The organism is Tessaracoccus yangjingae (assembly GCF_055326235.1).
Map to the genome: position 1 here is coordinate 44,043 of NZ_JBUZNN010000003.1, position 13,709 is coordinate 57,751.

Sequence of the window (13,709 nt, forward strand, 5' to 3'; positions counted from 1 at the left end):
TGTCCCTCAGGTGGTCAGTGGGTGGTCGCGGGAATGTTGAGCTCGTGCCGGAGCTCGGCCTCGCGCTGGGCCATGGCGGTGCGGAAGGTGCCCATGAAGTCTCCGTAGCTCGCGGCGGCCTCGTGCCCCTTCTCGGCGACCTGCTCCTGCACGCCGCGCGGGGTCAGCCGGTGGAGCAGCTCCTTGCCGCGCATCATGAGGAAGACCGCCAGCCCGGCGCCGACGAGGATCCAGAACAGGCCCTTCACTTCTTCTTCCGTCCCTGGAAGGCCTTGCGGACGCCGTAGGTGAAGGCCGCGGTCTTGACCAGGGGCCCGCCCAGCGTCGCGGCGAACAGGGTCGACATCTGCGCCGCGTTCTCGGTGACCACCGTGGCGTGCCCGGAGGCCTTGCTCACGTCGTCGGTGACCAGGCTCAGCTTGGCCAGCTCCTCGTTGGTGGCCACGACGGTGCTCTTCAGCTCCTGCAGGATGGGCACGGAGTTATGGCCAACGTCCCGCACGGTGAGCCTGACCTCGTCCAGCACGCGGCTGAGCTTGAGCAGGGGCACGGCGAGCAACGCCACCAGCACGCACAGCGCGATCGCGGCGATGAGCCCGGCGATGTCTCCAACGGTCATGGTCCTGTCCTCCTTGGATCTGCGGACGGCGTAACTCTAGCCGACGGCTCCCCCGCCAGAAGCCCCCTCAGCAGCGTGACGCGTTCGGCGATGGCGGCCTCCTGGCCGTGGTCGGTGGGCACGTAATACCGCGCGCCCTCCAGGTCCTCCGGGAGGTAGGTCTGGGCCACCACCCCGTGCGGGAAGTCGTGCGGGTAGCGGTAGCCCGTGCCGTGGCCCAGCTTCTCGGCGCCGGCGTAGTGGGCGTCGCGGAGGTGCGGCGGGACCAGGCCCCCCTTGCCGCCGCGCACATCGGCGACCGCCGCGTCAAGGGCCAGGTAGGACGCGTTGGACTTCGGCGCGGTGGCCGCGGCGACGGTGGCGTGGGCCAGGGTGATCCGCGCCTCGGGCATGCCCAGCAGCTGGACCGCCTGGGCCGCCGCGACGCAGGTCTGCAGGACCCCGCTCGCCGCCATGCCGATGTCCTCGGACGCCGAGATCATGAGCCGCCGCGCGATGAAGCGCGGGTCCTCGCCCGCCTCCAGCATGCGCGCCAGGTAGTGCAGCGCCGCGTCGACGTCGGACCCGCGGACGGACTTGATGAACGCGGAGATGATGTCGTAGTGCTGGTCACCGTCGCGGTCGTAGCGCACGGCGGCCCGGTCCGCCGAGGACTCGACGGCCGCCTGGTCGATCACCGCGACACCGAGGGCCTGGGCGGAGGCCGCCGACTCCTCCAGGTACGTCAGGGCACGCCGGGCGTCGCCGCCCGAGAGTCGGATGATGAGGTCGCGGGCGTCCCCCGACAGCTCGAACGGTTCCCCGGACGCGCGACGCAGGCCGCGCTCGTCGGTCAGGGCGCGCTCGACCAGCGCGACGAGATCCTCGGTGGTGAGCGGTTTCAGGCGCAGCAGCAGCGAGCGCGACAGCAGCGGTGAGATGACCGAGAACGACGGGTTCTCCGTGGTGGCGGCGATGAGCGTGACCAGCCTGTTCTCCACCGCCGGCAGCAGGACGTCCTGCTGGGCCTTGGAGAAGCGGTGCACCTCGTCGACGAACAGGACGGTGGCATGCCCCCGTGCCAGCTCGCGGCGCGCGGTCTCCAGCTCGGCCCGGACCTCCTTCACCCCCGCGGTGACCGCGGACAGCTCGACGAAGCGGCGGTTGGTGGCCTGGGACACTACGGAGGCGATGGTGGTCTTGCCCACCCCGGGCGGCCCCCACAGGAACACCGACATGGGCTGCCCGTCGGCGAGGCGGCGCAGCGGGGAGCCTGCGGCGAGGAGGTGCTGCTGCCCGACGATCTCGTCCAGCGTCCGGGGCCGCAGCCGCACCGCGAGCGGGGCCTGGGGGTTCGTGGAGTCGCTGAGCGAGCCGCCGCGGGTGGGGGGTGCCGGGTCGGGATTGCCGAACAGGTCGAAGCTCATCGGTTCCACTCTAGTGCTCCCGCTCGCGGGCCCCGAGTTTGTTTGAATCCCAAACCATCCTAGGATGGTCAGTTGTGGCTTCCCACCTCGGCAACACATTCTCCAGACGTCGTCGCATCGCAATCATCGTCACCCTCGGCATGCTGACGGGCCTCGGCCCGTTCACCATCGACCTCTATCTCCCGGCCTTCCCGGCGCTCAAGTCGGACCTCGGGATCTCCGACGCGCAGGTCCAGCTCACGCTGTCGGCCACCACCCTCGGCTTCGCCACGGGCCAGCTGCTCGTCGGCCCCCTCAGCGACCGGCTGGGGCGCCGGCTGCCGCTGATCGCCTGCTCGATCCTGCACGTGGTGTCGTCGGTCCTGGTCGCGGTCTCCCCCACCATCGAGTTCCTCACGGCCATGCGGCTGCTGCAGGGCGTCGGCGCGGCCGGCGGCGCTGTGGTGGCCATGGCCATGGCACGCGATCTCTTCAGCGGCCGTCCCCTCGTGGTGATGCTGTCGCGGCTGGCGCTCATCTCGGGCCTCGCGCCCATCGTCGCCCCGATCATCGGCTCATGGATGGTGGGCTTCATGGACTGGCGCGGCGTGTTCTGGGGCCTGGCTGCCTACGGCTCCGTCGTCATCGCGCTCATCGTGGTGATGACGGTCGAGACGCGGCCCCCGTCGGAGCGGACCAGGGGCGGGCTGAAGCCCGTCGGGCGGGCCTTCCGTGCGGTGTTCACCGACCGCATGTCGCTCGGCGCCATTCTCGTGGCCGCCTTCGCGTTCGGGGCCCTGTTCTCCTATGTGGCCAGTTCGTCGGTGCTGCTCCAGGAGGTCTACGGACTGTCGCCGCAGGGATTCGGCACCGTGTTCGCGATCTGTTCGTTCGGGGTCTTCGTCGGCGTCCAGCTGGGCAGCCGACTGGCGCAGCGCTGGGGCCCGCAGTGGGTCCTCGCGCTGGCGACCAGCCTCATGGTGCTCTCCGGCGTGTCGGTCCTGATCGTCGACGCCGCCGACGTGGGCTTCGTCCCGCTCGTGCCTGCGCTGTGGCTGCTCACCTTCGGCTTCGGCCTCTCGGCGCCGTGCGGGCAGATCCTCCTGCTGCACAACCACCGCCAGCACTCGGGCACGGCGGCCTCGCTCATGGGTGCCACCACCCAGATCGTGGGCTCCACGGTGGGCCCCCTCATCGGCCTGGTGCCGATGACCAGCGCCGTTCCCATGGGGGTCGCGATCCTGACCAGCGCCTCCCTGTCTGCCGCGGCCCTGTGGCTGGTGCTGCGCCCGCGCAGCATCCCGAACGTGCTCGCTGGCGGTTAACCCGCCCGTCGGGAAGGCGTTGAGCCTGAAATCGACCTCGTCCGGCTTGGAACGTTCAACTCCCGCCGTCGAGCGGGTGACCCTCGATTCAGGCTCAACCGCTCACAATGAGAGCCGTGTCAGGCTCAACCGCCCGCAACGAAAGCCGTGTCAGGCTCAACTCGCCCCCCGCCGGACGGACCGACGGGGGCGAGTGGCTGGTCAGGAGGCGGAGGGGGCGTCCTTCTTCGCCTCGGGCTTGGCGTCCACGCCGGCCTCCCTGCGCTGCTGCACGGAGATGGGCGCGGGCGCCTGGGTCAGCGGGTCGAACCCGCCGCCGCTCTTGGGGAACGCGATGACGTCGCGGATCGAGTCGGACCTGCTGAGCAGCGCCACGATCCGGTCCCAGCCGAACGCGATGCCGCCGTGCGGCGGGGCGCCGAACTGGAAGGCGTCCAGCAGGAAGCCGAACTTCTCCTGCGCCTCCTCCGCGCCGATGCCCATCACCTTGAACACGCGCTCCTGCACGTCGCGGCGATGGATTCGGATGGACCCCCCGCCGATCTCGTTGCCGTTGCACACGATGTCGTAGGCGTAGGCCAGCGCCTCGCCCGGGGCGGTGTCGAACGTGTCCAGGTGCTCGGGCTTGGGCGAGGTGAACGCGTGGTGCACGGCCGTCCATGCGCCCTCACCCACCGCGACGTCACCCTCGGCCTTGGCGTCCGAGGTGGGCTTGAACAGCGGAGCGTCGACCACCCACAGGAAGCTCCACGCGTCCTCGTCGATCAGGCCGCAGCGCTCGCCGATCTCGTTGCGCGCGGCGCCGAGGAGGGCCTGTGAGGCCGCGCGGGCGCCGGCGGCGAAGAAGATGCAGTCCCCCGGCTTGGCGCCGGTGATCTCCGCCAGGCCGTCGCGTTCCGCGTCCGAGAGGTTCTTGGCGACGGGGCCGCCCAGCACGCCGTTCTCGTCGAGGGTGACGTAGGCCAGCCCCTTCGCGCCGCGCTGCTTGGCCCATTCCTGCCACGCGTCGAAGGTGCGGCGGGGCTGCGAGCCGCCGCCGGGCATCACGATGGCGCCGACGTACGGCGCCTGGAACACGCGGAAGGTCGTCTCGGAGAAGTACCCGGTGAGCTCGGTCAGCTCCAGGTCGAAGCGCAGGTCGGGCTTGTCGGAGCCGTACCGGTCCATGGAGTCGAGGTAGGTGATCCTCGGGAAGGGCGTGGGGAGGTCTGCCCCGATCAGCGCCCAGATCTCCTTGACCAGCGCCTCGCCCAGTTCGATCACGTCGTCCTGGTCCACGAAGCTCATCTCGATGTCGAGCTGGGTGAACTCGGGCTGCCGGTCGGCGCGGAAGTCCTCGTCGCGGTAGCAGCGTGCGATCTGGTAGTAGCGCTCCATGCCCGCCACCATGAGCAGCTGCTTGAACAGCTGCGGCGACTGCGGCAGCGCGTACCAGGAGCCCGGGGACAGGCGGGCCGGGACGATGAAGTCGCGGGCGCCCTCCGGTGTGGACCGTGTCAGCGTGGGCGTCTCGATCTCGACGAAGTCGCGCTCCCCCAGCACCTTCCGGGCGGCCTTGTTCACGTCGGAGCGGAGGCGGATGGCGGCGCCGGGCGCCGGGCGGCGGAGGTCGAGGTAGCGGTAGCGCAGGCGGGCCTCCTCACCGACGGTGACCCGCTCGTCGATCTGGAACGGCAGCGGCGCGGAGGTGTTGAGCACCTCGAGCTCGGTGATCGCGACCTCGATCTGACCGGTGGGCAGGTCCGGGTTCTCGTTGCCCTCGGGCCGGACCTCGACGACGCCGGTGACCTTGATGCAGTACTCGTTGCGGAGGTCGTGGGCGCCGGTGGCCTCGAGCAGCTCGTCGCGGATGACCACCTGGACTCGGCCCGAGGCGTCGCGCAGGTCGATGAAGGCGAGGCCGCCGTGGTCGCGGCGCTTGGCCACCCACCCGGCTAGGACGACCTGGTTGCCTGCGTGCTCGGCGCGCAGGGCGCCGGCGTCGTGGGTGCGGATCACAGTATTCCTCTCGTTCGGCTGCATAGACGGTGCAGCTCGCCCCGACATCGTAACGGCTCGGCCGTCAGGGCTGGAAGCGCGCGACCGGCGGGTCGGCGGGCGGCTCGGGCAGCCTCTGGGTGGCACCGGCCGCCGCTGTCGGGCGACGGCCGGCTCACCGGGGTGTGCGGGGATCCTCCCTGGTGGTGAGCGCGACGCGGGCCACGCGGACCGCGTCGATGCCGCTGATCGAGATGCCGTCTGGCACCTCACGGACGCTCGGGTCGACCCATACCCCGGTCTCCTTCCGCCACGGCAGCAGTTGGAGTTCCAGCGGCCGGGTGCGGAGCGTGTCGCGGTGGGGCGTCACGTCGATGTCCCAGACGCGGCCGTGCCAGAAGTGGTCACTGATGACCTCGCCGCCGAGGACGGCCCTTCCGACGTCGCCGGTCCAGGTCACCCGGACGAGCACCCGGTCGGTGTCGTCGAAGGCCTCCGAGGGCACCTCCACCTGCACGCTCGCCGCCCCTGAGAAGTCGGTGGGTGCGGAGAGCCGCCCCAGTGGGCCGCCCGTCCGGGGTGCCGGTGGTGCGGGGGCAACCGGTGCGAGGTCGTCCAGCAGTCGCACGGATCCTGCGCCGGGAACCGAGAGTCTGACGAACTCCCACGGCCCCGCAGCGGCGGCCGGCCCGAGTAGGGCTCCGTCGGCGGTCAGCCCAACGGGTGCCGGCAGGAACCCGATCGTCGCGTGGCGCTGGTCGGTGTGTGCGATGAGCGCGTCGCCCGTGACGTAGACGGGTGCGTCGGACAGGACAAGACGGTCGGCCCCGGCGAAGCGGAGTCGGTACAGCTGATCGGCGTGGCCGTCGTCGAGGATGACGACGCGGACCCCCGGCAACTCGACGACGCACGCCGGGCCGGGCAGGCCGGTGAGCCGCACGACAGTGGCCCCATCGACGACCTCCGCGGTGGCGGGTCCCCCGACCTCGACCTCTCCCTCGAGGACCAGTTCGACGTCGATGCCGGGGGTGGCGGACAGGACCACCACGTCGCCCACCTCGTCCGTGCCACGGCTGAGGATCGACGCGGTGGCGCTGCGCAGCACGAGGTCGTCGGTCAACGGGTAGCGCAGCGGCCAGGCGACGGAGATCCCCTCGGGAAGGTCCACCGGGGCGGAGGGCACGGTGATGGTCGCGTCCTCGAAGTCGAGGGTGAGCGACACTCCGGGCTGGGCCGCGATGGGGCGCTTCGGCGGCTGGTAGGTGGTGAGGAACAGATAGCCGCGCCGGCCGTCGGAGCGCACCGACCACCGCAGCTCCCCCGGGTCCTCGCTGCCGCCTCCGACGGTGGTGGTCATGGCCGCGACGGCCGCGCCGTCGAGCTGCAGCCACAGGTGCTGCCGGCGCAGTCTGTGGTGATGCCCACGGATCTGGCCGAACTCCCCGATGGGGGCGAAGAAGTCGTAGGTGCGGGACGGGACGTCGTTGGGGTAGCCGGTGGCCTGGGACTCCTGCTCGGTCCCGTGCCCGCCGACGCGCATCGTGCCGCCGGCGTACATGTAGTAGCCCTGCCAGATCGATCCGCCGCCGATCTTCGCCAGTGCCAGGTTGGCCACGTCCTCGGCGCTCACGAGCGGACGACGGTGGTACGCGACGTGCATGCCGCCGCCCAGCTCGCACGTGGCGAAGGGCAGTGCGTCGTCGTCCTTGAGGGCGACCTCGTCGGGCCCGAGTGTGATGCCGTCCAGGGCCTCCCGGAGATCCTTCCCGACGCTCAGGTCGTCGCGGACCTCCGTATAGCGGAAGTGGAACGATGCGTTAGCGGGCCACTCCACATCGGTGTCCTCCCAGAACCCCTCCGAGTAGGCGCTGTAGACGGGCAGCAGAGTCTCGGGCACCTGCGCGCCACCCCATCCGGTGGCCGTCCAGATCGGGACGTTCAGCCCGAGGCCCTCAGCGATGCCGCGCAGCGCGGCCAGGTGCTGCGGCTGGTCGTACAGCTCGTTGTCCATCTGGACGCCGACGACGGGACCGCCGTCGGCGTGGGTGAGGCCGGCGAGCTGGGCGATGATCTCCGCGTAGAGCCGCCGGACCAGCTCCAGGTAGGCCGGGTCGTTGGTCCGGGTGTCCAGCCCCAACTCGATGAGCCAGTCCGGGAAGCCCCCGTGGCGGGCCTCGCCGTGCGCCCAGGGTCCCATCCGGACGATGACGTCGAGACCGAAGTCCCGCGCCAGCTCGACGAAGGCGCGCAGGTCCAGGTCGCCGTCCCAGCGGAACGATCCCGCGGTGGGCTCGTGGGCCTGCCAGAACACGTAGGTCGCCACGGAGTCGAGGCCGCCAGCCCTGGCATGCCCGAGCACCTCCGGCCACCGGTCGCGCGGGATGCGTGAGAAGTGGATCTCGCCGGTCACCGGGAACCACGGCTTCCCGGCGCGTTCGAGGGAGCGGCTCGTCACCTCGATCCGATCGGGTGCCGTGTCCGGCTCACCCAGGGCCAGGTGTCCCCGTCGAGGGTGGCCGGGCGCCCTCAGCCGGAGGCGGCGATCCCGTCGATGGTCGATGGCCATGTCTCTCCTTCAGGCAGATCCGCGAGCGGCGACCTGGAGAATCTAGACGGCCCCGACCTGGACCGCCATGTGAGAACTCACGGCGAACCTGGACGAATCACCGAACACGCTCGGATCGCTCGCCTCGCCGCCGATCGCACGGTCCTACCGGGTGGGGTGCTCGACCCGTCGATGCCGTGGCGCCACGGGACCACCACGCGACGGGCGCGACCGCTCGGCTCAGAGGGTGGCCGTCACACCGGGCACGAGGTCATCCGGCGACGGCCGCCAGTCGTCCGGCGATGCCGGGGTCTGCTCGCCTGTGCGGATGTCCTTGACGGAATCGTCATACCCGGCACCGAACCACACGAACGGGATGCCGCGGCGCTCCGCGAACCGGATCTGCTTGCCGAACTTGTCCGCCTTGGGCGCCACTTCCACGGGAATCCCCCGGGTCCGCAGCTTGGCCGCGACCGCGATGGCCCGCTCGCGCGAGGACTCGTCGTCCACCGCCACGAGGACCGCGCTGGGGACGCTGCGCGAGGCGACGAGCTTCCCCTTACCGATGAGCGGGGCGAGGATGCGGGTGATGCCGAAGGAGTAGCCGACGCCGGGGAAGGTGACCTTGCCGTCGCTCGCCAGCGAGTCGTAGCGGCCTCCCGAGGCCACCGAACCGAGCCGCTCGGAGCCGACGAGGAACGTCTCGTAGACCGTGCCGGTGTAGTAGTCCAGGCCCCGTGCGATCTTCAGGTCCGCCACGACCCGGTCCGGCACCGAGCGGGCGGCCACCCGGACCAGGGCCGACAGCTCCTCGAGCCCGGAGTCCAGCAGCTCGCCCGTCACGCCGAGCCGGCGCACGTCGTCGACGAACGACTCGTCCGTGGCCGCGATGCCCGCCAGCGCCACGCAGGCGCGGGCCTGGGCCTCCGACAGGCCCACCTCGGCGGTCAGCAGCTCGGCGACGGCGTCCGGCCCGATCTTGTCGTACTTGTCCACCCGCTGCAGGACCGCGGCGGTGTCCTCGATCCCCAGGCCGCGGTAGAAGCCCTCGGACAGCTTGCGGTTGTTGACGTGCAGGGACACCGGCGGGAGGCCGAGGTCGCGGTGGAGCTTCTCGAACACGTCGAGCGCCACCAGCGGGATCTCAACGTCGTGGTGGGCCGCCAGCGCGTCCTGCCCGACGATGTCGATGTCGGCCTGGGTGAACTCCCGGTACCGACCCTCCTGGGGCCGCTCCCCACGCCACACCTTCTGCACCTGGTAGCGCCGGAAGGGGAACGCCAGGTGACCGGCGTTCTCGAGCACGTAACGGGCGAACGGAACGGTCAGATCGAAGTGCAGCCCGAGCTCATCCACGTCGCCCGCCTCGGCGTGCAGCCGGCGCACCACGTAGATCTCCTTCTCGATCTCCCCCTTCCGCGACAGCTGCGCCAGCGGCTCGACGGCGCGCGTCTCGATGGGCGCGAAGCCGTGCAGCTCGAAGGTGCCCGTCACCGTGTCGAGGACGCGGTTCTCGACGATGCGGCCGGCGGGCAGGAACTCGGGGAAACCGCTCAGCGGCTTGGGGCGGGACAAGGGTTCCTCACAAGTGGTCTGGCTGCAGGAAGGGGTTCGAGTCGAGCTCCTGGCCGATGCTGGTGGGCTGGCCGTGGCCGGGCAGCAGCGGCGTCTCGGCCGGGAAGTGCGTGGCGATGCGCCGCAGCGACTCGCGCATCTCGGACATGCTACCGCCGGGCAGGTCCGTGCGCCCGATCGTGCCCGCGAACAGCACGTCCCCGGTGAACACCACCGAGGTGCGGGCCGACGTGAACTCCAGGAGCGTGGACCCCTTCGTGTGTCCCGGTGCGGGGAACGGCGTGACCGTGATCCGGGCCAGGGTGACGGGACCGTCGTGGTCCCGCACGTCGGCGATCGGGGGCAGCGTGTCGGAGCCGGTCAGCTGCCGCATCATGGCGGAGCCCTGGGGCCCGAGCCCGTCCCCCGGCCTGATCAGCAGGTGCTGGTCCGACGCGGCCAGGTAGACGGGGATGTGCCAGCGCCCGGCGAGGATGTGGGCGTCGCCGACGTGGTCGAGGTGGCCGTGCGTGGCGAGGATCGCCACCGGGTTCAGGCCGCGCTCCGCGACGGCGGCGATGACCGGCTCCGCCGCCGTGATGCCGGGATCGACGATGAGGCATTCGGCCGTGTCCTCATGCGGAGAGACGAGGTAGCAGTTGGCCTGCCAGGGCGAGACCTGAATGGGCTGGATGAGCACGACGACACCCTATACGGCTAGATTGGGCGCATGAGCGAATCGCAAGCGCCCTCCAGCTTCGGCCGGGTCGATGCCGACGGCACGGTCTATGTCCGCGAGGGTGACACCGAACGAAGTGTCGGGCAGATCCCCGACTCCACCCCCGACGAGGCCATGGCGTTCTACGTGCGCCGCTTCGAGAACCTGGCCGCCGAGGTGGGCCTGCTCGAATCCCGCGTGGCCGCCCAGGCGATGTCTCCCGAGGAGGCCCGCACGGCCATCGGTACGGCCCGCACGAACGTGGCCGGGGCCAACGCCGTCGGGGATCTGGCTGCGCTGACCCGCCGCCTGGACGCCCTCCTTGAGGTGCTCCCGGCCCAGATCGAGGCCCGCAAGGCGTTGAGGGCCGAGCAGAACTCCGTCACCGTCGCCGCCAAGGAGGCGATGGTCGAGGAGGCCGAGAAGCTGGCCGAGGGCGACGACTGGCGCGGCGGCGTGGACCGCTTCCGGGTGCTGCTCGACGAGTGGAAGGCGCTCCCCCGCGTGGACCGCGCCACGGACAACGAGCTGTGGCACCGCTTCTCCTCGGCCCGCACGCAGTACACACGGCGTCGCAAGGCGCACTTCGCGGAGCTCAACCAGCGTCGCGACGGCTCCAAGGAGCTGAAGGAGGCCATCATCGCGGAGGCTGAGCCGCTGGCCGCCTCCACGGACTGGGGCGCCACGTCCGCGGCGTTCCGCGACCTGATGCAGCGCTGGAAGGCGGCCGGCAGCGCCCGGCGCGCGGAGGACGACGCCCTGTGGGCGCGGTTCCGCGCCATCCAGGACTCGTTCTTCGAGGCCCGCACGCTGGCCCAGAGCGCCGTCGACGGCGAGCAGTCGGAGAACCTCGCGGCCAAGCAGGCACTGGTCGAGCAGGTGGAGAAGGACCTCGAGGGCGTCACCGACGTCGAGGCCGTCAAGGCCATCCACCGCGACTTCCTGGCGAAGTTCAACGAGCTCGGCCACGTCCCGCGCACCGCGATGCGGGACCTGGACGGCCGCGTCCGCGCGCTGGGCGAGAAGGTCTCTGCGATGGAGGCCGACGAGTGGCGCCGCACTGACCCCGAGGCGCGTCGCCGCGCCGAGGACACGGTGGCGATGTTCGAGGCCCAGATCGCGAAGCTGGAGGCGGACCTGGCCAAGGCCGAGGCGAAGTCCGACGCCAAGCGGGTCAAGGACGCGAAGCAGTCCATCGAGACGTACCAGAGCTGGCTGGCCCAGGCCCGCGAGACCCTGGCGGACTTCACCGCCCGCTGAGGCACCGGTAGGAGACCGCTAGCCCGCCACGCGGAACACGTCGTAGACGCCGGGGACCCGGCGCACCTGGTTGATCACATGCTGCAGGTGCGTCGGGTCCGCCGATTCGAACGTCATCTTGCCGCTGAACTGCCGCTGCTTGTTGGTGGTGATGTTGACCGCGAGGATGTCGACGTGCTGCTCCGAGAGCGCCGACGAGACGTCCGAGAGCAGGCGTGCCCTGTCGATCCCCTCGATCTGGATGGTCACCAGGAACGTGGATCCCTGCTCGCGGCCGGACCAGGCCACGTCGACGATGCGCTCCGGCTCCCGCATCAGCGCGGGCACGTTGGAGCAGTCCGCGCGGTGCACCGACACGCCCTCGCTGCGGGTGACGAACCCGATGATCTCGTCGCCCGGCAGCGGGTAGCAGCACTTGGCGAACTTGGCCACCACGGAGGCGTCGCCGTCGACGAGGATGTGGGCGCCGTCGCGGACGGGCCGACGGCGCTGCTTGACGACGACGTCCTCGGTGACCGTGTCGACGGCCTCCTCCTCGCCGCCGTGCAGCGCGATGAGCTTCTCCACCACGCCCTGCGGGCCGATGTGCGCCTCGCCGATCGCCGCGTACAGCGCGGGCACGTCCTTGAAGCCCAGCTCGTTGGCCACCGCCGTGAGGTTCTCCAACGTCAGCAGGCGCTGCATCGGGATCCCGGTGCGGCGGAGGTCCTTGGCGAGGGCCTCCTTCCCCTGCTCGATGGCCTCGTCGCGGCGCTCGCGGGAGAAGTGCGCCTTGATCTTCTGCCTGGCGCGGCTGGAGACGACGAAGCCGAGCCAGTCCCGGCTGGGTCCGGCGCCCTCCGCCTTGGAGGTCAGCACCTCCACCTTGTCGCCCTGGGCCAGCCGGGTGCTGAGCGCCACCAGGCGCCCGTTGACGCGGGCGCCGATGCAGCGGTAGCCCACCTCGGTGTGCACGGCGAAGGCGAAGTCCACGGGAGTGGCGCCGACGGGGAGGGCGATCACCTCACCCTTGGGGGTGAAGACGTAGATCTCGTCGGAGTTGATCTCAAACATCACCGAGTCGAGGAACTCGCTCGGGTCCTCGGTCTCCTTCGACATGACGCCCAGCTGGTGCATGGCACGCAGCCCGGCCTCCTCCGGCGTCACGCCCTCGCGCAGGTCCTCCTTGTACTTCCAGTGGGCCGCGACACCGTACTCCGCGCGACGGTGCATCTCGTGGGTGCGGATCTGCAGCTCCACCGGCTCGTTGTTGGCGCCGAGGACCGTGGTGTGCAGCGACTGGTACATGTTGAACTTCGGGCCGGCGATGTAGTCCTTGAACCGCCCCGGGATGGGCTTCCAGGCGGCGTGGGCCACGCCGAGGACGGCGTAGCAGGTGGCCGTGTCCTGCACCAGGACCCGCAGCCCGATCAGGTCGTAGATCTCCTTGAAGTCCCGGCCCCGGACCATCATCTTCTGGTAGATCGAGTAGTAGTGCTTGGGCCGCCCGTACACGGTGGCGGTGATCTTCGCCTCGGTGAGCAGGTTCTGGAACTGGGCGATGAGCTCCCGCAGGTAGCGCTCGCGGTAGGGCGCCTGCTGCGCCACCATGTCCACGATCTCTGAGTAGACCTTCGGCTCGATGACCGAGAAGGACAGGTCCTCCAGCTCCCACTTGATGGTGTTCATGCCCAGCCGGTGGGCCAGGGGCGCGAAGATGTTGAGCGTCTCCGTCGCGATGCGGACCTGCTTGTCGGGCCGCAGGAACCCGATGGTGCGCATGTTGTGGAGGCGGTCGGCGAGCTTGATCACGAGGACGCGCACCTCCTCCGAGGTGGCCATGATCATCTTGCGGATGGTCTCGGCCTTGGCCGTCTCCCCGTAGGTGAGCTTGTCCAGCTTGGTGACGCCGTCCACCATCCGGGCCACCTCGTCGGAGAAGTCCAGGCGGAGCTGCTCGAGCGAGTACGGCGTGTCCTCGACGGTGTCGTGCAGAAGGGCCGCCACGAGCACGGGCTCCGTCATGCCGAGCTCGGCCAGGATGGTGGCCACGGCGAGCGGGTGCGTGATGTAGGGATCCCCCGACTTGCGCTTCTGACCCGCGTGGCACTGGTCCGCGACGCGGTAGGCGCGCTCGATGACGTCCAGGTCCGCCTTGGGGTGGTTGGACTTGACGATCCGGAACAGCGGGTCCAGGACGGCGGACTTCGAACGGACCGCGCCCAGCCTCGCCAGCCGGTGGCGCATGCGCAGCCTGGGCTGCTCCGGGCCGGTCACGAGTCTGGAGGCTCCGGTCAGCGAATCGTCTGACATTGGCCACCTCCGTCCGCGCCGCCTATTCGCTCAA

General features: G+C 70.5%; 10 protein-coding genes. 2 read left to right on the forward strand and 8 right to left on the reverse strand.

All coding sequences use genetic code 11. From position 1 onward, the window contains the following. Positions 1–14: 14 nt before the first annotated feature. From ACZK5D_RS05515 to ACZK5D_RS05525, 3 genes are read right to left on the reverse strand one after another with little or no spacing between them, the layout of a single operon-like run. The gene (locus ACZK5D_RS05515) at positions 15–248 is read right to left on the reverse strand and encodes a hypothetical protein (protein WP_463664574.1); all 234 of its coding nucleotides are present in this window, start codon (positions 246–248) and stop codon (positions 15–17) included. Then, the gene (locus ACZK5D_RS05520) at positions 245–619 is read right to left on the reverse strand and encodes a DUF948 domain-containing protein (protein WP_458993931.1); all 375 of its coding nucleotides are present in this window, start codon (positions 617–619) and stop codon (positions 245–247) included. The genes ACZK5D_RS05515 and ACZK5D_RS05520 overlap by 4 nt, the downstream gene beginning before the upstream one ends. Then, positions 616–2,025 (reverse strand): replication-associated recombination protein A, encoded by a 1,410-nt coding sequence (locus ACZK5D_RS05525; RefSeq protein ID WP_463664575.1) that lies wholly within the window; start codon positions 2,023–2,025, stop codon positions 616–618. Before ACZK5D_RS05525 ends, ACZK5D_RS05520 begins: the two co-directional genes overlap by 4 nt. Positions 2,026–2,099: 74 nt before the next feature. On the opposite strand from ACZK5D_RS05525, the gene ACZK5D_RS05530 reads away from it, so the two are divergent. Further along, positions 2,100–3,329 (forward strand): multidrug effflux MFS transporter, encoded by a 1,230-nt coding sequence (locus ACZK5D_RS05530; RefSeq protein ID WP_458993929.1) that lies wholly within the window; start codon positions 2,100–2,102, stop codon positions 3,327–3,329. A 201-nt stretch (positions 3,330–3,530) separates the two neighbouring features. Here ACZK5D_RS05530 and aspS read toward each other — a convergent pair whose 3' ends face one another. From aspS to ACZK5D_RS05550, 4 genes are all read right to left on the reverse strand, one after another. After that, a complete protein-coding gene (aspS, locus tag ACZK5D_RS05535) occupies positions 3,531–5,327 on the reverse strand; it encodes an aspartate--tRNA ligase (protein ID WP_458993928.1) in 1,797 nt (598 codons plus the stop codon). A 154-nt stretch (positions 5,328–5,481) separates the two neighbouring features. Next, a complete protein-coding gene (locus ACZK5D_RS05540; RefSeq protein WP_463664576.1) occupies positions 5,482–7,872 on the reverse strand; it encodes a beta-galactosidase in 2,391 nt (796 codons plus the stop codon). Positions 7,873–8,091: 219 nt separating this feature from the next. Continuing rightward, positions 8,092–9,426, reverse strand: coding sequence for a histidine--tRNA ligase (gene hisS / locus ACZK5D_RS05545; RefSeq protein ID WP_463664577.1), 1,335 nt, complete (start codon positions 9,424–9,426; stop codon positions 8,092–8,094). 7 nt (positions 9,427–9,433) lie between these two features. Then, complete coding sequence (locus ACZK5D_RS05550) at positions 9,434–10,105, reverse strand: MBL fold metallo-hydrolase (RefSeq protein WP_463664578.1); 672 nt, start codon at positions 10,103–10,105, stop codon at positions 9,434–9,436. Between the two features lie 30 nt (positions 10,106–10,135). Here ACZK5D_RS05550 and ACZK5D_RS05555 point away from each other — a divergent pair, with 30 nt between their 5' ends. Continuing rightward, positions 10,136–11,383 (forward strand): DUF349 domain-containing protein, encoded by a 1,248-nt coding sequence (locus tag ACZK5D_RS05555; RefSeq protein WP_463664579.1) that lies wholly within the window; start codon positions 10,136–10,138, stop codon positions 11,381–11,383. Between the two features lie 18 nt (positions 11,384–11,401). Here the strand turns inward: ACZK5D_RS05555 and ACZK5D_RS05560 are convergent, their stop codons facing one another. After that, positions 11,402–13,675 carry a RelA/SpoT family protein gene (locus ACZK5D_RS05560; protein WP_458993923.1) on the reverse strand — a complete coding sequence of 758 codons (2,274 nt, stop codon included), beginning with the start codon at positions 13,673–13,675 and terminating at the stop codon, positions 11,402–11,404. Positions 13,676–13,709 lie beyond the last annotated feature (34 nt).